Here is a 20610-nt window from a genome sequence, read left to right as displayed (position 1 = left end):
ATGACTAAAAACAAGCACTATATAGCAACGGCAATAATAGCATCAATATGCACAGCAATTATGCTACTAGCTACGGCTCTACTCCCATCTCCATTTATGGGGTCCGCCAAAGCTGCAACAAGCAACCAGCCAGTTATGATTCAGGCAGGTCACGCAGATTTTGGACCAACACTTTCTGGCGGAAATTGGAAAATACAAATTCGCGATGATACTGGCGACGAACCAGTATGGAGAGACCCAGAAAACGTAGTATTCAAACTTGGCAACAGCTCAATAGTTCCTATGCCAAACGATGCAACGTACAACTTTATCGGCGAAAAACCAGGAACAAAGCTTTATGTGATTCCACAAACACAAAACTCTAATGTGGTATGGCTCGGATGGAACACGCAGGAAGGCGGAGTGCTTAACGAGCTAGATCGCGGAGCAAACCTTTCGCTTGATGGCGTTAGCGGCCCTGGAAAACTGCACGTTTACCTTGAAAATGGCAATAATGCTCCACAGCAATTATGGGATAGTACTAAAGGATATCCACAAAACAGTTGGATTGAAGCGAACGCGCACACTCACGTAAATTGGGTATTCTCAAAGCCTGGAATTTACCATGTAAAGCTCACTTTTTCTGGAAAACTAAAGAATGGTCGCGCTGTAAGCGATACTCGTGTGCTTAATTTTGCAGTGGGAGAAAAAACAGATCCACAAGCTGCGTTAGCTGGAGCAGCAGGAGCAGCATCTTCAGGCGCGCACTCTCAGTCTGGCTCATCGAATGCAAACGAAGGAAACGACGGAGAAAATAACGAAGAGTCTGACGCAGACAACAATGATGAGAATGCGGAAGGAAGCGAATCGAGCAATGCTTCCGCCAGAAAGCATAAGAAAGCTAGTAGCGCTGACGATACAGTAGCGATAGCGCAAATTGTGATGATTGTATTTGTAATTCTAACAATCGTAATTATTGCGTTTATTGTATTTGCTGTAATTAAAAGCAAGAAGGCAAAGCAGCAGGCGATTAGTCAGCATGGTGTGAATCAGCAAGTTTCGCCAATGGCTCCTATGCAGCAACCAACGCAACCGCAAATGGTGGCTCCAGTGCAGCAAATGCAACCGCAGTACGTACAACAGCCTGTACAACAGCAGCAGTATGGCGTTCCGCAGCAACCAATGTATGTTCAGTCTAATGTGCCAGTGCAGCCAGTTGCTCCAGCACAGACTTATGCTCAGCCATATTCGCAGCAGTACGTTCAGCCTCAAGCGAATCAGACTTATGCGAATCCAAATCCTCAGTATGTTGAAAATCAAAGTTCACTAAGTGACTTAGTGAATCCTACAGAAGAAACAACGATCTTACCGAACACAGATTTTAATAATTTAGGACAAAACAATGCGTAATAAATCAACCTTAATCTGCTTTAGACTACTAAGCGCGATTTTAAGCGCAATAATATCTTTTGGATTCTTGGCATCGATGTGCTGCTGCAATTGCGGCAGTGCGTATGCGAGTGAAGCGCAAAAAAATGGGCTTTCTGCTACAGAAAGTGATAATAGTAGCGACGAGGATAAAGATCCTGACGAGAATGTATATTCGGATGATTCAAGTAGTTATGATTCTTCCAATATGCCTAAAACTGATCAGAATCCTGCAAAAGATCCAAAAAAGAGCGATAATCCTAATAAAACCAGTAATGAAGAAGCTTGCAAGGCCGCTGTTGTAGCTAAAGATTCCAGTAAGCCAAAGGATTCAGACACACGATACGAAAAGTGTAAGGTGTACAAGGGTCATACTGATGGCATTGCTGTGTATATGGATAAAAGCAGGCATCTTGTGTTGGGAACGCAAGGAGATTATTTCCCAGGCGTACCCCAAAACGGTGTTAGGTACAATTCTGATCGCATAGAATTTATGCTTGGAAGCAACACAAAATTAAGAAAATCTGATTTTGCTAAAGAATTAAGTTTTCTTTCTAAAGATAATAGTAGCGAGTATGTTTGGGCTTTGCCTCAAGGACAGGAAGATAACAAGTTGTGGTTGGGTTTTACAACACAAACATTGCCTCGTAAAACTGTTTCCGCTGTAAAGTTTCACTTAAAGTCTGCGACTATTCCAGAAGGCGGAGCAGTGTATGTTTATGAGAATGATTCTCACGGTAAGGTAATACCTGTTTTAGGATCGCCTAATACTGATTTTCCTCATAAGTTTTATAGAAACGACAATACGCATTTGCATGTTAATTGGGTGTTTACCAAACCAGGTGAATATGGTCTGTGCATAGAAGTAACAGTTAAAACAAAAGACGGGAAAATCCTTAAAGATTCGCAAGGATACACGTTTAATGTGGATATGCAAGGTGATGCTACTGGTGAATATTTTCGTATAGAAGATAAAGATCCTGATAACGATAGCGAATTAAATAAACACGAAAATCAGAATACAAACGAAAGTGACGAAGACGGTAACGATAGTGATAATGAAGATGAAGAATCTGAAGACAACGAAGATGAAGATGATGAAGATTCTTCCACTTCAATAGTCATAAACGGAAACAATAACAGAGTTTACGTAACACCATGGCCTGGAGCCAAGCCAAATGGCGGACTAGCGAACCAAAGTTCTGACGAGGAAGATGGCAATGGGAAAAGTGAAGGTGGTAACGGATCTGAAACCGAATCTGGATCTGAAACCGAATCTAAAGGCAAAAACAAAAAGCAAAAAACCGTCAAAAAATGCTCAAAATTTAAGGATTTACAAGGCGATAAGCTAGTAATAAAGCATGGTCACGTTGATTTAGCAACCTATTCAACTGGCAATGGAATAGGATTTGCAGTACAAGAAGACGTGACTGGAAGCCACGTGAAACGCGACCCGAGCAAAGTTGTGTTTTATGCTGGAAAATCAGCTAAAGATAAAGGTGTGTGGCGACTTCCACAAACGCAAAAAAATAGCGTACCGTGGGTTGGCTGGAGTAACCAGAATTTAAGCCCACACAAGCCAAGCAAGATCAGCCTTAAATCTGTAAAAGGGCCAGGTAGCGTGCGAATTTGGTTGCAAGGCGGACTTGGTGTAAAAGCTAAAACACTCATGTCTAGTAGTGGAAACAGTACGTATACAATCCCAGCAAACACGCATATGCATTTAAACTGGGACTTCTCAAAGTCTGGATATTATACGATTACTTTTGCTGTAAGTGCAAACGGAAAAACAGTTACAAAAGACTTCCACTTTGCAATTGGTGTAGACCCAATGGAAAAGCCAATGAGCTGCTCTATGACAAAAGTCGATGGCGAAGACGTAGATTCAGATGATAAGTCAAATGAAACTGATGAAACTGATGATGACTCTGAGAACAGTTCCGACGACAAAGTCAACAATAACGACAATTCTGGAAATAATGGAAATTCTGGCAATAATAGTGGCACGACGCCATTAGCAGCTGCAGCTAGAGGAAACTCCGGTTCGGGAGGATCATTCTTTGGTGGTGGAATTGGAGCATCGAAAAGCGCTAATCGAGGCAAAACTGGCAGGTCTGTAAGTCTTTCTGGCGGAATTGGAAATCATGCAAACAAAGGCATCCAATCAAAATACAATTCCAAACGAGTTAAAGGTCTAAGAAAAAGTTTGCAAAGCGGCGTTAAAAGCGAAGAGCCTAGAGGAATAGTAGGATTGTTCAAACGCAAGCCAGTAGTTGCATACACGGCTTTAATTCTTGGTATTACAGCAATTTCTGGAACTTGCGCAGCTGGATTGTTCGTTCTACGCAAACGCGGATTAATACCTGCAGGAGGCTTATTTAGAGCACTTATGAATTTGAAATAAAGCGTAGAAAACATTGGTAAAATTAATGAAAATCGTTGATTTACTAGGTAAAAAAAGTGTGAAGCGCGCGGTTTCTGCTGCTCTAGCAGTTTTAACCGCGCTGCCGCTGGGCGCGTGCGGTGCGCCTAACAACGCGCTTCGTGCAAATAGCGAGAATAACGCAAAATCTGGGAAAATTAACGTTGTAACAACAACGGGCGTTTTGCGAGATATGGTTGCGAATGTTGCAGGAGACGCTGCAAATGTAAGTGCGATTGTGCCAGATAACGCGGATCCGCATTCGTACGAGCCGCGTTTGCGTTCAATTAGAGACGTCGTGTACGCGGATGTTGCTTTTAGCAACTACATGATGCTGGAAGAACACGGCGTAATTACAGCTTTGGACGCGAATTTGCGAAAAGGTGTGCCAAATGTGCAACTTGCAGAAGAAAGTGTGAAGCACGCGGCAGATATTATTCCGATGGTAGAAGACGTGTCTTTAGACACAATTTGGCTAGGGCTTGCTACAGAACGCATGGCTGCGCAACCGAGCGAGGAAGCGCATAGTGCGCAAGACGGTGCAAGCGCAAATACGCAAAAGCGTGCGGAAGAATCGCCCTCGGCGGCGGCTAGTGAGTTAGCTTCGCTAAACAATCTCAATAAAACAAAAACAAATTCACAGCAAGTTAGCCAACTAGAAAAGTCAGGTCAATCTTTGCAATCAAATGCGCCTTCTACCGCAACAAAAGAAGGTCGCGCAACTGTAATAAAGCCAAACGCATACAACATGAAAAGGTCCGACAGAATACGCTTAACAGCTACAAAAGTAAGCGGACCAGGCGCGCTATTTGCATACTTGACTGGCACTTTTGGAAGCGTAGAAACATACTTTAACAGCGCAAACGGCATAAGCGCAGAAGACCACGTAGACTTGCCAGCAGACGCGCACACGCATTTAAGCTGGGCGTTTAGCAAGCCAGGCGAATACACGCTTGACTTGCACGCCGACATGCTAAACGCGCAAAACGAGGTAGTTTCTAGCCTTGGAAACGCTAAAATGCGATTTGCTGTAGGCATAAATGCGCAAAAAATAGCCAAAAAGCGTGGAGCTAGCGTAGTGCTGAACAAAGGTCATGCAGATTTAGCTTACGACTTAGCAAAACGTGGATTTGTGTACCGCGTAGATACTTTGCAAGAAAAGCGCTCCGCTGCGCCAAAACGCGTGTATTATGCGCCTCGCGATGTGGTTGTAGAAGTTCCAACTAACGCGCTAAAAGAGATACCAGCCGAACAAGGATACAGGTTTTTGGGATCTGCAAGGCAAAAGATTTATCAGCTGCCGCAAGCAGTTTTAGGAAAGCACGTTCACGGAGATATTGACCCGCATTTGTGGCAATCCGTAAAAAATGGCATAGCATACGTGCGCACAATCGCAGATCGCCTTTGCGAAGTGGACCCTAAAAATGCTCGTAAATATCGCGCGAATGCAGATCGATACATTAACAAGCTATTAGATGTAGACGCGTATATGAGGCAAAAAGTGGCGTCAATACCAAAAGAGAAGCGCAATTTGGTTACAACGCACGACGCTTTTGCGTACTTAGGTAAAACTTACGGCGTGAATATTGCAGGATTTGTAACGATTAATCCTTCGAGCGAGCCGAGCGTGCAAGATAGGCGTAGATTGCAGCAGATTTTGCGCGATTTAGAGATTCCAGCTGTGTTTTTGGAGCCAAATTTGATTTCGCGTTCGTCTGTGCTTAAAGAGCTTGCGGCGCAAGCGCACGTAAAAGTGTGCCCGATTTATGGAGATGCTTTCGATTCTAAAGTGCGAACTTATGCGGATATGATGCGAGCGAACGCGGATTCTTTGGCAAAGTGCTTGAAGTGAGATTGATGTTGGATTTAAGTGAGATTTAAGCGATGAGGATTGACGAGGGAAATATGGATGCGAATATGGATGCGAATACTGTTATAAGCGCGCAAAACTTAATCGTAAGTTACGGCAGTCGCACGATTGTAAAAGACGTTTCGTTTACGATTAAAAACGGCGAATTTGTGGGACTTCTTGGTGCAAATGGAGCTGGAAAAACAACGCTTTTCCGCGCGATTATGGGGCTAATACCGCATTCTGGAAAACTCGAAGTGCACGCTAATAAAAGCGGTGAATCTTTGATTAATTCGCGAGTAAACAACGTTGGATACGTGCCACAACGCCACGATATTGCGTGGGATTTCCCACTTTCTGTACTAGACGTGGTAATGATGGGCCGCATTCGTCACATTGGCTACGTTCGTCGCGCAAAAAAAGAGGACTACGAGATAGCGCTCGCTTCTCTTGAGCGCACAGGAATGGCGGATTTTAGGGATCGCACAATCGGCGAGCTTTCGGGCGGGCAAAGGCAGCGCGTACTCGTTGCGCGCGCTCTTGCAGGTCAGCCGCGATTGTTGCTTTTAGATGAGCCATTTACAGGCTTAGACATGCCTACTCAAGAGCTGCTCACGAGTCTTTTTTTGGATTTAGCAAAGTCGGGAGAAGCTATTTTGATGAGCTCGCACGACATAATCGGATCTATAAACTCGTGTTCTAGAATCATGCTTTTCGACGGAAGCATAGTGGGCGACGGCGCTCCAGAATCGTTAAACGCAAATCAATGGGTGCAAACATTCCATGTGGATGCGCAAAATCCACTAATCAAAGCTGTAGAGCGCGTTATGGCGCATGAAAGTGTGGTAGAAAAATAATGCTATCTCCAATCGACTTTATACAAGACCTTACAAACCCAGACCTTTGGTTCTTACTCAAAGCGCTTATAGTAGCGTGCCTTTCTAGCGTAATATGCGGAGTTGTAGGATGCTACGTAGTGCTACGCGGAATGGCGTTTATTGGAGACGCAGTAGCGCACTCCGTGTTTCCAGGACTCGCAATCGCATTTGTGTTGCAAGGAAACTTGCTATTTGGTGGCGCGCTCGCAGGAGTTGCAACCGCGCTAATCGTATCAATCTTTAGCCAAAATCGTAGACTTCGCGAAGACTCGTTTATAGGCGTATTTTTTGTGTCTGCCTTTGCGCTCGGAATCGTAGTAATATCAAAAGCTTCTGGCTATGCAGGATCCTTGGAGTCGTTCCTATTTGGCTCCATTACAGGAATACCAGACTCTGACATTGCTGTAGTAGCAATAACAGGGCTAATAATCGTAACGCTTCTAATGATGTTCCACAAAGAGCTAGTATGCGTTTCAATGGATCGAGAAACAAGCCGCGCAATGGGGTTGCCAGTAGCATGGTTGGATGGAATGCTATACGTTTTAGTTGCGATTGCTGTAGTAGTATCTGTGCAAATAATTGGAAACGTGCTTGTTTTAGCGCTTTTGATTACGCCTGCGGCGACTGCGCGATTGCTTACCGACAGGCTTGGAAAAATGATGATTTTGGCGCCTGCTATTGGGTGCGCTTCTTCGATTATTGGAATGTACTTGTCTTGGAGTTTAGACACTGCTACTGGCGGCACAATCGTTTTGGTTGCGACTTTTATGTTTGTTCTAGCGTGGGTGTGCTCGCCTAAACATGGGTTGGTGGCGAGGATTGTGCCGAAACTGCGATCAGTCGTTTCGTAAAATTGCGGTTTATAGTTTGCGGCACAATAGACGTATGGTATCTAAAGGAAAGCCTTCGCCTAGAAGCGCGGTTAAGCCGCTCAGTGATGAGCAAGTAGAACGCTTAGCGCGAGCACACAAGTTAGTTGATCCTACTTATTACTACCCAACTGGCGCGCGGACGCCAAATACGGCAGAAATCAACGCGCAAAATCCAAAAGCAACTGAGCGCCTGCTCGAAGGAACGTCTCGCGTGCTTAGATCTCGTTGCAAAGTGCGCGCATGGGGATTAGAGAATGTGCCAGAAGAAGACGTGTTTATAACCGCTTGCACGCACGTTACAATGTTCGACGTTTTCGTGCCAATGACGTCTCTATTCCACCAAGGCCGACGTCCGCGATACATGGCAAAAGCAGAGCTTGCGCATTGGCCAATCTTAGGAAAATGGTTCCAGCTTGTTGGCATGCAACCAGTTCCACGCAGAAGCGGAAAAGCACGTGAAATCGAAGAAGAATCGATTAAAATCCTAACAAACGGTAGACCGCTTAGCGTATGGCCAGAAGGAACAGTTACGCGCGACCCTCAAAAATGGCCTATGAGCATGAAGCCAGGAATCGGAGTTATTGCGCTCGAAGCATCGCGTAGGCTGGGGCATCAAATTCCGCTATTTTGCGCTGTTACATGGGGTGCTGCAAGCATCAATCATTGGTGGCCGTGGCCAAAGAAGAACGTTGTAATGTGCTACGATGCGCGTCTTGATTATTCGGATCTTCTAAAAGATATGGAAAATTGGGGTGATTTGCCGCCTATGGAGTCTGCTGCCGAATTGGCTCGTCGCGTACGCATACGCATGACGGAAATTATGGAAGAGATCCGCGGAGAAAAAGCACCAGAAGGATACTTTGACTATAGACTTATGAAGAGAGTCAAAGAATAGTGACTGTAAATTTGCGGTTCACTAAGCCGTAAAACTTTTGTGAATCATCCGTAAAGCGGGCTGTGTAGAATTATGCAATAGTTTGATTAAAAGTATGCAAACATAAAATCGTAAATACTTAAATCACAAAAGTATATAGATTAAAACCGAAAGGCTAGGCGTAAACATGAACGTTACGGTGTTGGGTGCTGGAGCTTGGGGTACGGCGTTTGGGCAAGTGCTTGCAGACGCGGGAAATCAAGTGACAATGTGGGCAATAGAGCCGCAAATTGTGGAAGGCATTCGAGATAATCACCGCAACGAAGTGAGGCTGCCAAGCGTAGAGCGTTTGCCAGAAAACATGACTGCTACTGGGGATCGCGAAGAAGCTGTAGCAAACGCAGACATTGTAGTAGTTGCGATTGCAGCACAATTTGCGCGCGTTGCACTTGAAGAATTTGCTGGCAAAATTCCGCAACATGCGATTGTTGTTTCGCTTATGAAGGGCATTGAGCGCACGACAGGCAAGCGTATGGACGAAGTTGTGTGCGAAGCTTTAAGCTTACCGCGCAACCGTTTTGCAGCATTATCGGGGCCAAACTTAAGCAAAGAAGTGGCATTAAGGCAGCATGCGGCAGCGGTTGTGGCGTGCGAGAATCGCGCAAATGCCGAAGTGGTGGCAAAAGCTTGCTCAAACAGCTACTTTAAGGCGTTTGTATCAACCGACGTAATCGGCGTAGAAATGTGCGGATCGCTTAAAAACGTGGTTGCGCTCGCAGTTGGCATGGCTCGAGGCGCAGGATATGGAGAAAATACAGCAGCTATGATTGAAACGCGTGGACTTGCAGAGTTGACGGCATTGGGCGTTGCAGAAGGCGCAGATTCGCGCACATTCGCAGGACTTGCAGGCTTTGGTGATTTAGTTGCAACTTGCGGGTCTCCGCTAAGCCGCAACTACACTTTTGGATCAAATCTTGGGAAAGGCATGAGCGTTGAAGAAGCAACTGCCGTAAGCAATGGTGTGGCTGAAGGCGTTCCAACTACTAGCGCGGTTGTTTCAATGGGTAAGCGTTTGGGAGTTGCTACTCCGCTTGCAAGTGCGATGGCTCGTGTGCTAGAAGAAGGAATATCGTGCCAAGAGATGCTTGCAATGCTTTTCGATAACGATGTTTGCGAAGAGTAGTGAAATTCCTTATAAGCCGTGCGCGTAGAGAATTCAAAATAATTAAAATAATTAAGATAATTAAAATAATTTTCAAAGGAAAAAAATGACTAAAAAGCGTGTAGTGTTCTTGTATGGCGGTAAAGCAGACGAACATTCGATTTCTTGCATATCGGCTGCTGGAGTACTCAGTGCTGTAGACGAAAGTCGATTTGAAATCGTACGTATTGCAATAACAAAGCAAGGCGAGTGGATTGTTGGCGGCGAAGATCCGCGAAACTTCCGCATGGAGCAAGGCGAGTTGCCAGTAATCACAAAAACCGAGCAGACGCGCGATGTTGTGCTAGACCCAGCTAAAGGTGCCGACGGATTTTTGGTGCGAGAGGCAGATGGCACGCTTACAAGTTTGGGTCATATTGACGTTGTTTTTCCAGTTCTTCACGGCCCAAACGGTGAAGACGGAACCTTGCAAGGTTTGCTAGAAATGATGCAAGTTCCATACGTTGGTTGCGGAGTTTTGGCATCCGCCGCATGCATGGATAAGTATTACGCTAAGCAACTTTTTAAGGCGGCTGGAATTGATGTTGCTCCAGGAATCGCGCTGGATGTGCGAAAGTTCGCTAATGATTGCGCAAATCACTTTGACGCGTACGCAAACGAAATTCTTGAGCAAGTTGAAGAAGCAAAACTCGAGTATCCACTTTTTGTAAAACCAAGCCGAGCAGGATCTAGTTTTGGAGTTACAAAAGTTGAATCGCGCGATGCTAAAGCTTTAGCAGATGCCGTTTTTGAGGCTTCGAAGCACGATTGGCGAGTATTGATAGAGCAAGGAATTGACGCGCGAGAAATTGAGTGCGCGGTTCTTGCCGCTCGCGACGGCGAAGAGCCTAAAGCGAGCTGGCCTGGAGAAGTTGTGCTTGACAAGCGCGAGGCTGGAGAAGACCAGTTCTACGATTTTGACAGCAAATACATGGATTCCGCAGCTTCACACGTGGAAGTGCCAGCAAATCTGCCAGAAGAAACTTTGCAGCGCGTTCGCAATACTGCGCTCGCAGCGTTCAAAGCAGCGGACGGTCGAGGACTTAGTCGCGTGGATTCTTTCGTTACTCCAGAAGGACATGTAATGATTAACGAGATCAACACAATGCCTGGATTTACGCCAATTTCCATGTATCCAAAAGCTTGGGAAGCAACAGGAATAAGCTACGGTGATTTAATCACAAAACTTATTGAAGGCGTGATTTTAGACTGAGACAAACTTCAAAAAATCATGGTTTTTGAGGATTAGTCGCCAGCAACCGAAGAATTTGTGCAAATTTGCGCAAATATCAAATCTTAAAGTCTGTATAAAATCAGGTTTAAGAGAAAACTTAAAACACAAACGAAGAGGTAAAAATGCGAAAAACTCAGCATAACGACATGTACCATTTAGCGCGAAAACGTCAAGGAGATGTTGGTGTATCGCTGTGCTTATTCCTATTTGTTTGGATTCTTGCAACTATTTTAATAGGTGAACTTATAGGCTTGTTCATTCCAAAAGGTGTTCTAAGTCCTTCATTAAGCTCCTTCGTTTCGTCAGACATTGCGCAATACTTAATCGCGTTGCCGATAGCGATGCTTGTTTTAAGACGAGTGCCAGCGGTAGAAACACGCAAATTCACAATGACATTCAGACAGTTTGCTGGATTTTTCGCAGTGAGCGTACCGATAATGTATGCAGGAAACTACCTAGGTTTGGCGATTTCTGCGCTTATATCTGGCGGAAAAGCTGAAAACAGGATTGCAGATATAGTGGCAGGCGGAAACGTATGGGAAACCATGATTTTCGTTGTTTTCCTTGCTCCAGTTGTGGAGGAATGGCTGTTTAGAAAGCAGATTATAGACAGGCTGCGAGTGTATGGCGAAAAGCGCGCGATTGTGTTCTCGGCTCTGGCGTTTGCGTTGTTCCATATGAACATGTTCCAGTTCTTCTACGCTTTTGGGCTGGGACTTGTGTTCGGCTACATGTATGCGCGCACATCGCAGCTTAGATACAGCGTTGCTTTGCACATGATTGTGAACTTCCAAGGAAGCGTTATAGCGATGTGGATTTCCGACAATATGATGGATTCAAACGGGAACTTAATTAAAGTTGAGAATCTTACAACGCAAGAAATCGCGGATTTGGCTCCTGGATTCATGTTTATAGGTCTTTACGCGATGTTCATGATTGTTATGTTTGTGTTTGGAATTGTGCTGTTAGCAAGGAGTAAAAAATATCTCGAATTCTACGATTCGCCGCTTGAAATTCGCGGAAGTGCTGGAATAAAGGCGCTTTACGGAACAGTCGGCATTATGGGTTTCCTTGTGGTTTCAGTGCTTATGAATATGATAATGCTTTTTGTGTGAGCGAGAACGCGTTTAGTGTGATTTCGGATTACGGGATTATTTGTGATTGATTAGTGTATTGGAGGCGATTTTATGGTTACGGTAAATGCAGAAAATGCAGAAAATAGTGATGGATCGGTTGCTGGCGACTTTTCTGCTGAGCCAATCCGCGTGGGTCTTTTAGGCGCCGGAACAGTAGGATCGCAAACAGCGCGTCTAATAGTGGAAGAAAACGCTGACTTATCGGCGAGAATCGGCGCTCCGCTAGAACTTGCAGGAGTAGCATGCTTGCATCCAGAAGATGTGGACGCTCCATGGATTGCCAAAAATCTTCTAAGCGCAGACGCTCTAGCATTATGTGAACGCGAAGATATAGACATAATCGTTGAGCTAATTGGCGGTTTGGAACCAGCGCACACATTTGTAAAAACCGCTCTAGAATGCGGAAAGTCGGTTGTAACAGCAAACAAAGCATTGCTTGCAAAGTTTGGTCCAGAACTCTACGATTGCGCGCAAAAAAACGGAGTGGATTTAAGTTTCGAGGCGTCTGTTGCAGGTGCAATCCCAATTTTGCGTCCGCTTAGAGAGTCGCTTGTAGGCGACAAAATCACGCAAATTTTTGGAATCGTAAACGGAACTACAAACTATATTCTTGACGAGATGACGGTTCGCGGTCTTGATTTTGATTCGGCTTTACGCGCGGCTCAAGAAAAGGGGTACGCGGAGGCGGATCCTACAGGAGACGTTGAAGGATTTGATGCAGCAAACAAGGCTGCTATTCTTGCAACACTTGCATTCCAAATGCCAATAAGCATTGATGACGTTAGTGTTGAAGGAATTAGCGCGATTACGGCTGAAGACATTGCTGCGGCAAGTGCAGAAGATCGCGTGATCAAGCTGCTTGCAGCGGTTTCTTGCGATTCGAATGGATTGGTGAGCGCAAGCGTTTACCCAGCGTTGGTTAGCAAAGAGCATCCGCTGGCCTCCGTTCATGGCAGCTTTAACGCCGTTTTTGTTAAAGCGCAAGCGGCGGATGATCTTATGTTCTACGGCCGCGGCGCTGGTGGTGCGCCAACAGCCAGCGCGGTTGTTGGAGATATTGTTGGAGCTGCTAGAAACATAGCGCGCGGTTGCAGCGATGCCAGCGTGCCAATGTATAACGCAAAATCTTTGGCTTCCACGCGCTCGATTCGTGCGGATTTTGTTGTGCGATGCAGCATGGAGGATACTTCACTTGCGCTTTGCAGCGAAGTGATGGATGTGTTTGATGCGCATGGAGTTAACGCGGAACGATTGCCTATGCTTTGCCAAACTCAATATGAGGGCGAGGGCGATTGCCCAGCTTGCGGAATCGGCGGTCCTGGCGATTTGCGTGTGCTTGTAAAAGATTGTACAGAGGCGGATTTGAGCGCAATTCTTGCGGATTTGCAAAAAGTGGATGTTGTGTGTGCAAAACCGCTTGCTTTGCGAATTATTAAGTAATTGAGTAATTAAGTAATCGCGTAATTGAGTAATTATTGAGTAATTAAGTAATTAAGTAATTAAGTAGTCTGCTCGAACGGAAAAGGTGCGAAATGAAACCAGTATGCAACAGTGTGTCAGTTTGCGTGCCAGCAACCAGCGCAAATCTTGGGTCGGGATTTGACGTTGCAGGAATTGCGCTTGATTATGCGGATTCGCTAGTTTTTACGCTTGATGATACGCTTGACGATTCGCAAGATGTTCGCGTGATTATTCACGGCGAAGGCGAAAATACTTTGCCGAAAGACGAGACTCATCTTGTTGTTCGCGCATTTCGCAAAGCGTGCGAAGCGTTTGACTTGCCGCATTTGCGCTTTACTCTAGAAGCGCATAATCGCATTCCACAAGCGCGAGGAATGGGATCTTCCGCCAGTGCGATTGTTTCGGGTGTGGCTGCAGCTTGGGCTTTTGCGCATAATGGAAATCTTAATAAGCAGGCGATTTTTGAGCTTGCAGCTGCGATTGAAGGACACCCAGATAATGTTGCTCCAGCGGTTTTTGGCGGATTAACAACCAGTTGGAAGAATGGCGATGAGTTCCACACAGTTCGATACAGCGTTTCTAAGCAAATTCGCGCAACGATTTTTGTGCCAAACTTTACTCTTTCAACGCAAATGGCTCGCCAAGCGCTTCCAGAAAAAGTGCCATATGCAGATGCCGTATTTAACGTTTCGCGCGCTTGCTTATTGCCGATTGCGTTTGGCGATTTTGGTGATTTTAACGCGTTTGCTGATTCTCGCGATTCTGCCAACTCTTGCGCAAAAACCACTCTTTCTAGAAACGATTTGCTTTTTACAGCTACTCAAGACGCTATTCACCAGCCATACCGAGCAAGTCTTATGCAACCAACTTGGGATTTAGTAAAAGCTTTGCGAGATAAGGGGTTTGCAGCTGCTATTTCTGGAGCTGGATCTTGCGCGGCGGTGTTCTATGAGGAAAAGTCGCCAGCAACCGTAGATGAAAATAACGCTACTAATATAAGCGAAAGAATAGAAAAAATTGCAGAACCGCTTTTAAGCGGCTGCGATTGGAAAGTTTTGCACGTGCATGTTGATTCTATTGGCGTTGCAATAACTCGCGAATAATTTGTGTGAAGTTGTAAAAAGGAAGAGTAAGGTATGACAGTTTCGTTGATTTTAGCTTCTCAATCGCCAGCGCGTAGATCTGTGCTGACTGCTGCAGGCGTGATTCCTGTGATTCACGTGAGCGAGGTAGATGAGCCAGCGGCGTTGCGTAATGCTGCAAATGCGCAAGGTGTTAGCGTGGAGCAGATGAGCGCCGAGGAGCGCGTTTCGATTTTGGCGCAAGCAAAGGCTTTTGCGGTGTATGAGTCGTGGAAGCTTGTTGCAAATGCGGCGGCTTCGGCTAGTGGCGATTTGGTTGTGGGGTATCCGCTGGAGGCTGAGGCTGAGTCTGCAGAATCTGAATCTTCTGAAACTGCTAGTAGCGCTTTGACAAACGATTCGCAATCGCATATAACGCATAACGTAGATACCGCGCAAACTCGCGATTTTTCGGGCGTAAAAGTTCCTACTAAGACTTTTGATATTCACGATTTTGCGCACGTGAACAAGTCTTCCGCTGATTCCAATAGTGTGCTTATTGTTGGCTGCGACTCCATGTTTTTGCTAGACGGCGAATGCTACGGCAAGCCGCATACTCCTGAAGTGGCATTTGAGCGGATTAAGCGAATGAGCGGAAAAACTGGAGAATTGTTTACTGGCCATTGCTTAATCGACACGAAAAGTGGCAAAACAGTGTGCAAAGTGAGCCGCGCAAGCGTGACTTTTGCGCATATGAGCGATGAGGAGATCCGCGCATACGTAGAAACTGGCGAGCCATTGGAAGTTGCAGGATCCTTTACGCTAGAAGGCTTTGGCGGGGCATTTATTGAGGGAATTCAGGGTGATCCGCATGGAGTTCTTGGGATTAGCTTGCCGCTACTAAGGCAGATGGTTTGCGATTTTGGGTACGCTTGGCCAGATTTGTGGAATAGTCGCAAGTTAGAGGGAGAGGCGATTAAGGACGATCCTGCTTCCGCGCAAGTGCCTAAAGAAAACGTGCACCAGCCTGGAGACGGATGGGTTATGTGCGATTGCGGGCGCAAGCATTGGGGCCATAATGGCGCGGCTGGCGTGTTGCTCGCTAGGCGAGATGAGACCACTGGGCGCGTGACTCATGTTGTTATGCAACATCGCGCGCTTTGGAGCGCGGAAGGTGGAACGTGGGGGATTCCTGGTGGCGCAATATCTGATGGCGAAACTGCGATTGAGGGTGCGTTGCGCGAGTCGTTTGAAGAAGCTAACATAACGTCTCAAGACATTGATGTTGTTGGAGCGTATTGCGAAAATCACGGGAATTGGCGTTATACAACGGTTTTTGCGTTTGAAAAGCCTGGGCATTGTGTGAATCCGTGCGCGCACGACGACGAGAGTATGGAAATCAAGTGGGTGCCGATTGACGATGTTCCGAAGCTAAAGCTGCTTACGGCAATGCGCACGGATTGGCCGTCTTTCCGCGCTCGCCTCGATTCGCTAGCAGCGCAAAGGTAGCTGTGCAAAGAGATCTGCAAGCTGGAAGTAGACTTCCAGCTTGCATACTTTTAGTTAGAATCTTGTTTTTAGAATTAACTCTTTATTTTGTTTTCCGCTTTTTGTTGTTCAACACGCCGTTTTGAGCAACATTTTCGGTAAATCCTCTTGCTTTGTAGAATTATATTTATGCGCTGATGCATACTAGTTTTCTGCTAGTTGTTAGATGTTGTTAGAAGTTTATGGCTTTGCGAGATTTTGTAGTTTTGTTTGTGATTCATTGTGGGTTTGTGCTAAGCGCATAAAAATAAAGCAAACTAAGCAAGTAAATAAAATAATTACGTAAAAAACTTGCGCAAAAACTAGGGGAATATTATGTCTAATATGTCGAAAATTAAAAAAGAAACTATTGAAGCAAAAGGCTTTACAATACAGGTTTATACGGAAGATTTTAGGAATGATTACGTTAGTTTAACCGATATTGCGAGATATAAAAACAAAGAAGAGCCTAATGTGGTTGTTGCAAACTGGATGAGAAATTACAGTACAATAGAGTATTTAGGCATATGGGAGAGACTAAACAATCCGAATTTTAAACCCGTCGAATTCGAGGGGTTTTTGAAAGAAGCTGGTAGCAATGCTTTTACACTATCTCCTAAAAAATGGTCAGAAATCACGAATGCAATAGGTTTACTTGTAAAATCCGGTAGAGGTGGTGGAACTTACGCTCATAAAGATATAGCATTTAAGTTTGCGGCTTGGATTTCAGCAGAATTTGAACTATATATTATCAAAGATTATCAAAGACTTAAATCTGATGAGAACTCAAGGCTTTCGCTGAATTGGAATTTGAATCGTGAGATTTCGAAGATTAATTACAAGATTCATACGGATGCTATTAAAGAATATTTGTTGAAGGATTTGACTCCTGAGCAGTTGATGTATAAGTATGCAAATGAAGCAGATTTGTTAAATGTTGCACTGTTTAATAAGACTGCTAAACAATGGAGAGATGCAAATCCTAAGTCAAAGGGCAACATTCGAGACGAGGCGAGTATTAATGAACTTCTGGTATTGGCGAATATGGAAAGCTATAACGCTGTTTTGATTTCTAAGGGTTTGCCACAGGCTGATCGAATGGTGGAACTTAGAAATTTGGCGCGAGCACAGATTTTATCTCTTGAGAATTTGAATAATTCTGGAATAAAGAGTTTGGATTCCGTGATAAAAAATTGAGTCTAATCACTTTTTAATTCTGCGCTTAGTGCTGATATTTACATCGTTTTCGGGCGCGACGACCTGCCTGAGCGCTTAAAGCGTAGCGTGCGAAGGCAATTCGGAGCGCTGAGCCGCTCAAGGCAGAAGCACTGCTTCTGTGCGGCGAAGACGTTCGCGCGCTTAGACTGCGCGAACAACATTTGCGCTTTTTGTAGTTTGACACGCCGTGAATCAGCTACAAACTCGGGAAAATCTTCCCGACTTTGTAGTTCGACACGCCATTTTGAGCAACATTCTCGGGAAAATGATTTTGCGTTTGTTTTCAAAATTGCCAAATACGTAAACAATCTCGGGATAAGAGATAGGCAGAGTGAAGAGTGGTGGGATGTCGGCGTGTTGCGTGTGTGGGTTGTGTGGAATGTTGATTTTTCAATGGTTTTATAGTGTTAGTGTTCTTGTTCGAGTAGTTTCCTGAGAAAAGTCTGGGAAAATTCTTTAAAAACCTTGAAACAATGTGTTTTTACGGTTTTATTAGTGTTAATCCACAAATATTATGATGAAAATAGTTTTTATTGTGGATTAGTTTGTGTATAACATTATTTTTTTCTGTTTGTTTTGTGTGATTGCCTCTTGACTTTTTTAAACGGGGGGGGGGTATGTTAATAACAGCTGCTAGCTAGATGCTCTAGATGGTGGTTATCCACAATATTTCGGAATGTTGTTGGATGTTTAAAATTTCTCTTCGCGTGTTTTACGTGGAGGAGAAGAAGAAAGGAAATTAAAATGATGAATAAGAAGGCTATCGCCGCTTTCGCTGCTGGCGCAACTTTGCTTGCCGGCTTCGCAATGGCAACCCCAGCAATGGCTGCAAAAGTTCCTGCTACTGATACTGAGCGTACTCAGTTAGCTCAAGAGGCAGAACAGCGTGGACTTGGTTTTGTAGCAAATAATATTCGCACCTCTAAAACAAGCTCTTACCAAGAGCTTAAAGCCATGTTGCAAAAAGCTGAGGATGAACAAGACGCTGCAGAATCTCACCGTCTTCTTGATTATCCAAACGGTACATTGAATAATTCTTCTGCTGAGGGCGTTGCTGCTGAAGCTCGTAAGCGTGGTATTGCGAATCCTACGGTAGATGAGTTCCAGCCTGATTTGCTTGCTCAGTATGCTGGTACTCGTGCTGAGAAGCTTGGTAAGGCATACAATGATTTGCTTGATGGCAAGATTACTGAGGCTCAGTATCAGGCTGTGAAGAAGGCTGTGTTTGGTAGCAGCGAGTACACTGAGGATTCATTGGATTCAAAGCAGGACGACAAGCAGGCTCCTAAGAAGGATGATAAGAAGGACGATACTACCACTCCTGATCAGAAGATCAAGGATCTTGGTAAGTTGAACTTGTCTGATGCTGCTAAGAAGAAGCTTGCTGTTCATTACGTGTATAAGGCTAAGCTTGCTTTGGATGAGGCTGATAATAATCTTGCTGAGAAGAAGGCTGATTATGCTGCTAAGAGGAAGACTCTTGTTGAGACTATGACTGAGCTTGCTGCTCGTAAGGCCGCTGCTGAGAAGGCTAACCAGGATTTGACTGATTTCTTGGCTTCTGGTGAGAATAATTCTGCTAAGGAAACTGCTCTTCGTGATGCTTTGAACCGTGCTCATGCTCATGAGCAGCGTGCTTTTGATGCTGAGCAGAAGGCTGAAGCTGAGTTTAATGCTGCTCGTGATGCTGCTTTCGCTGCTGTTGCTGCTTATAACAAGGCTTTGGCTGAGTATAAGGATGCTTATAATGATGCGGTTCGTTTGGGTGTGAATCCTGCTGCTCTTCCTCCTGTTGTGACTTCTGATCCTTTGGCTGCTGATTTCCCAGCTGTTCCTGGTACGAAGCAGATTTATGCTGATGCTTTGAATGGTAAGTTTGGTCCTGCTGCTCAGGCTTCTGCTAAGAAGACTGAGGTTGCTAAGGCTCAGTCTGCTGCTCCAGCTGCTGCTGGTAAGGCTGCTGCTAAGGGTGAGCTTGCTGCTAAGGGTGGTCATGGTAAGTCTGGCGAGAAGCTTGGTAATGCTGGTGTTGGTGTTGCTTTGACTGCTTTGGCTGCTTCTATGCTTGCTGGTATGGGTGCTGCTGTTCGCAAGATGCGTCACTAAGCATTATTTACCACCTTATTTAGGGTTTGCGCTCAACGACTAGTGTGGTGTTTTGTAGGGAAGCATCACACTGGTTTATTCCCGATTCTCTTTGGTTTTATTGTTTTAACATTGGTTTGCTATTGTTTTTCTTTTCTTCCCAGTGTTGATTCGTTTAGCTTGTTGGGTTTTGGGTGTTGAGTGTTGTTGCTTTCGGTTTTGTTTGCTACTAGGGGCTTTCAAAACCGGAAGCATTTTTTTGTTTTTGTTTATTTTTGCCAGTGTTTGTAGTTATATTTGCTTAAATAGGGAACAAATGCGGGAGGATTAGTCACCCTAAAACTGCTGCGATTAACGCAATACAAATCGGACTCGTAACCGTAGAAAACAGGATTCCATCGCGCGCAAAACTCAAGCCAACATTGTATCTTGCAGCGTAATTGTACACGTTTTGACCAGTCGGCAGCGCCGCCAGCACAACACACGCGTAAAGAGTGGCACCTCGGAAACCCATAACAAAATAAGCCAATAAAAACGCAACAATTGGCATAATCAAGTTTTTTAAAATCGCAACTGTAGCAATAGCAGCGCGATTAGAATCCTTTTGTAGCGGCTTGCTGCCGTAAAGTGACATTCCAAAAGCCATTAAAATCATAGGAACCGCGGAATCGCCAATCATCTTAATCGGGTCATAAAGAAAATTCGGAACAGGAAAATAGCCAACTTTTGCGGAAATTGCCGAAATAATAATTCCTCCAAGTGAACCAATTAAAAGTGGTTGTTTAAGCGGCTGTTGAGCAATGCGTTTAAGCGAGCACTTTCCAGTAGTTGTAACGTCTAAAACCGTTAGTCCAACAGGCGTAAAAACAGCTTGCTGCATAACTAAAATCGGTGCAACAAGTGCAGGGTTTCCAAGAATATAAGTTGCAACAGGCAAGCCAATGTTGTTTGAGTTTAAGTAAAGCGAGTTAAGCGCGCCAATTGTGCAATCTGCCGCAGGAAGACGGAAAAACAGGCGATTAAGCAGAATAAATGCAACGCCAACAATCATTGCGGAGAAAAACGCAACAAAAATTGACGAGTGGAAAATCTCAAAAATTGGCTCTTTTGCAAGTATTGCAAACATTAAACAAGGACTTGAAACAAAAAAGCTTACGCGATTAAGCACCATTTGTGCTTGCGATCCGCCGATGCGAAGACGCGCGGTTACGTACCCTGCGGCAATGACGATGCCAATTACGCAAAAGCCTTGCATAGCACTGATTAAACCCATGAAAACGATTTTAGCGCTGATTTTTGGATTGTGGGTAATGCGCAATCGACTTTTATTGGCGTATGTTACTTTTATTGGCGCATGTTATTTGACGTTGCAATATGGCATACTA

General features: G+C 44.8%; 15 protein-coding genes. 14 read left to right on the top strand and 1 reads right to left on the bottom strand.

The annotated features are described in order from the left end of the window. The 14 genes from HXT55_RS06610 (at position 1) to HXT55_RS06545 (ending at position 19246) form a co-directional block, all read left to right on the top strand. Positions 1–1389, top strand: coding sequence for a choice-of-anchor M domain-containing protein (locus HXT55_RS06610; RefSeq protein WP_064623324.1), 1389 nt, complete (start codon positions 1–3; stop codon positions 1387–1389). Beyond that, a complete protein-coding gene (locus HXT55_RS06605) occupies positions 1382–3811 on the top strand; it encodes a choice-of-anchor M domain-containing protein (RefSeq protein ID WP_064623322.1) in 2430 nt (809 codons plus the stop codon). Before HXT55_RS06610 ends, HXT55_RS06605 begins: the two co-directional genes overlap by 8 nt. A gap of 25 nt (positions 3812–3836) precedes the next feature. Beyond that, positions 3837–5681: an anchored repeat ABC transporter, substrate-binding protein gene (locus HXT55_RS06600; protein WP_064623320.1), complete on the top strand. Its 1845-nt coding sequence runs from the start codon at positions 3837–3839 to the stop codon at positions 5679–5681. Between the two features lie 32 nt (positions 5682–5713). Beyond that, entirely contained in the window at positions 5714–6535 is an 822-nt protein-coding gene (locus HXT55_RS06595; protein WP_064623318.1) for an anchored repeat-type ABC transporter ATP-binding subunit, read from the top strand. Then, entirely contained in the window at positions 6535–7407 is an 873-nt protein-coding gene (locus HXT55_RS06590; RefSeq protein ID WP_064623317.1) for an anchored repeat-type ABC transporter permease subunit, read from the top strand. The genes HXT55_RS06595 and HXT55_RS06590 overlap by 1 nt, the downstream gene beginning before the upstream one ends. A 34-nt stretch (positions 7408–7441) precedes the next feature. After that, on the top strand, positions 7442–8323 hold the full coding sequence (locus HXT55_RS06585) for a lysophospholipid acyltransferase family protein (protein WP_064623315.1): 882 nt from the start codon (positions 7442–7444) through the stop codon (positions 8321–8323). 166 nt (positions 8324–8489) lie between these two features. Further along, positions 8490–9485 (top strand): NAD(P)H-dependent glycerol-3-phosphate dehydrogenase, encoded by a 996-nt coding sequence (locus HXT55_RS06580; protein ID WP_004113710.1) that lies wholly within the window; start codon positions 8490–8492, stop codon positions 9483–9485. An 85-nt stretch (positions 9486–9570) separates the two neighbouring features. Then, positions 9571–10716: a D-alanine--D-alanine ligase family protein gene (locus HXT55_RS06575; RefSeq protein ID WP_421792757.1), complete on the top strand. Its 1146-nt coding sequence runs from the start codon at positions 9571–9573 to the stop codon at positions 10714–10716. Between the two features lie 143 nt (positions 10717–10859). Beyond that, the gene (locus tag HXT55_RS06570; protein WP_048730846.1) at positions 10860–11852 is read left to right on the top strand and encodes a CPBP family intramembrane glutamic endopeptidase; all 993 of its coding nucleotides are present in this window, start codon (positions 10860–10862) and stop codon (positions 11850–11852) included. A 72-nt stretch (positions 11853–11924) separates the two neighbouring features. Beyond that, complete coding sequence (locus HXT55_RS06565) at positions 11925–13313, top strand: homoserine dehydrogenase (protein ID WP_116773057.1); 1389 nt, start codon at positions 11925–11927, stop codon at positions 13311–13313. A gap of 92 nt (positions 13314–13405) precedes the next feature. After that, positions 13406–14437, top strand: a complete 1032-nt coding sequence (gene thrB, locus HXT55_RS06560; protein WP_004113705.1) for a homoserine kinase — start codon at positions 13406–13408, stop codon at positions 14435–14437. 33 nt (positions 14438–14470) lie between these two features. Further along, positions 14471–15904: a Maf family nucleotide pyrophosphatase gene (locus HXT55_RS06555; protein ID WP_004113704.1), complete on the top strand. Its 1434-nt coding sequence runs from the start codon at positions 14471–14473 to the stop codon at positions 15902–15904. A gap of 354 nt (positions 15905–16258) precedes the next feature. After that, complete coding sequence (locus HXT55_RS06550; protein WP_004113703.1) at positions 16259–17119, top strand: KilA-N domain-containing protein; 861 nt, start codon at positions 16259–16261, stop codon at positions 17117–17119. A gap of 765 nt (positions 17120–17884) precedes the next feature. Beyond that, on the top strand, positions 17885–19246 hold the full coding sequence (locus HXT55_RS06545) for a hypothetical protein (protein ID WP_421792753.1): 1362 nt from the start codon (positions 17885–17887) through the stop codon (positions 19244–19246). Positions 19247–19556: 310 nt separating this feature from the next. Here the strand turns inward: HXT55_RS06545 and HXT55_RS06540 are convergent, their stop codons facing one another. Continuing rightward, on the bottom strand, positions 19557–20498 hold the full coding sequence (locus tag HXT55_RS06540) for an AEC family transporter (protein WP_004124231.1): 942 nt from the start codon (positions 20496–20498) through the stop codon (positions 19557–19559). Positions 20499–20610: the final 112 nt, after the last annotated feature.

The organism is Gardnerella sp. KA00718 (genome assembly GCF_049244285.1).
In the GTDB taxonomy this organism is placed as follows: Bacteria; Actinomycetota; Actinomycetes; order Actinomycetales; family Bifidobacteriaceae; genus Bifidobacterium; species Bifidobacterium vaginale.
The sequence above is the reverse complement of the archived record's forward strand: the minus strand, read 5'-3'. Positions and strand labels throughout refer to the sequence as shown.

Excerpts from the sequence above, each read along its gene's own strand:
- HXT55_RS06610 (WP_064623324.1), top strand. The coding sequence starts at position 1 with ATGACTAAAAACAAGCACTATATAGCAACGGCAATAATAGCATCAATA.
- HXT55_RS06605 (WP_064623322.1), top strand. The coding sequence starts at position 1,382 with ATGCGTAATAAATCAACCTTAATCTGCTTTAGACTACTAAGCGCGATT.
- HXT55_RS06600 (WP_064623320.1), top strand. The coding sequence starts at position 3,837 with ATGAAAATCGTTGATTTACTAGGTAAAAAAAGTGTGAAGCGCGCGGTT.
- HXT55_RS06595 (WP_064623318.1), top strand. The coding sequence starts at position 5,714 with ATGAGGATTGACGAGGGAAATATGGATGCGAATATGGATGCGAATACT.
- HXT55_RS06590 (WP_064623317.1), top strand. The coding sequence starts at position 6,535 with ATGCTATCTCCAATCGACTTTATACAAGACCTTACAAACCCAGACCTT.
- HXT55_RS06585 (WP_064623315.1), top strand. The coding sequence starts at position 7,442 with ATGGTATCTAAAGGAAAGCCTTCGCCTAGAAGCGCGGTTAAGCCGCTC.
- HXT55_RS06580 (WP_004113710.1), top strand. The coding sequence starts at position 8,490 with ATGAACGTTACGGTGTTGGGTGCTGGAGCTTGGGGTACGGCGTTTGGG.
- HXT55_RS06575 (WP_421792757.1), top strand. The coding sequence starts at position 9,571 with ATGACTAAAAAGCGTGTAGTGTTCTTGTATGGCGGTAAAGCAGACGAA.
- HXT55_RS06570 (WP_048730846.1), top strand. The coding sequence starts at position 10,860 with ATGCGAAAAACTCAGCATAACGACATGTACCATTTAGCGCGAAAACGT.
- HXT55_RS06565 (WP_116773057.1), top strand. The coding sequence starts at position 11,925 with ATGGTTACGGTAAATGCAGAAAATGCAGAAAATAGTGATGGATCGGTT.
- thrB (WP_004113705.1), top strand. The coding sequence starts at position 13,406 with ATGAAACCAGTATGCAACAGTGTGTCAGTTTGCGTGCCAGCAACCAGC.
- HXT55_RS06555 (WP_004113704.1), top strand. The coding sequence starts at position 14,471 with ATGACAGTTTCGTTGATTTTAGCTTCTCAATCGCCAGCGCGTAGATCT.
- HXT55_RS06550 (WP_004113703.1), top strand. The coding sequence starts at position 16,259 with ATGTCTAATATGTCGAAAATTAAAAAAGAAACTATTGAAGCAAAAGGC.
- HXT55_RS06545 (WP_421792753.1), top strand. The coding sequence starts at position 17,885 with ATGATGAATAAGAAGGCTATCGCCGCTTTCGCTGCTGGCGCAACTTTG.
- HXT55_RS06540 (WP_004124231.1), bottom strand. The coding sequence starts at position 20,498 with ATGGGTTTAATCAGTGCTATGCAAGGCTTTTGCGTAATTGGCATCGTC.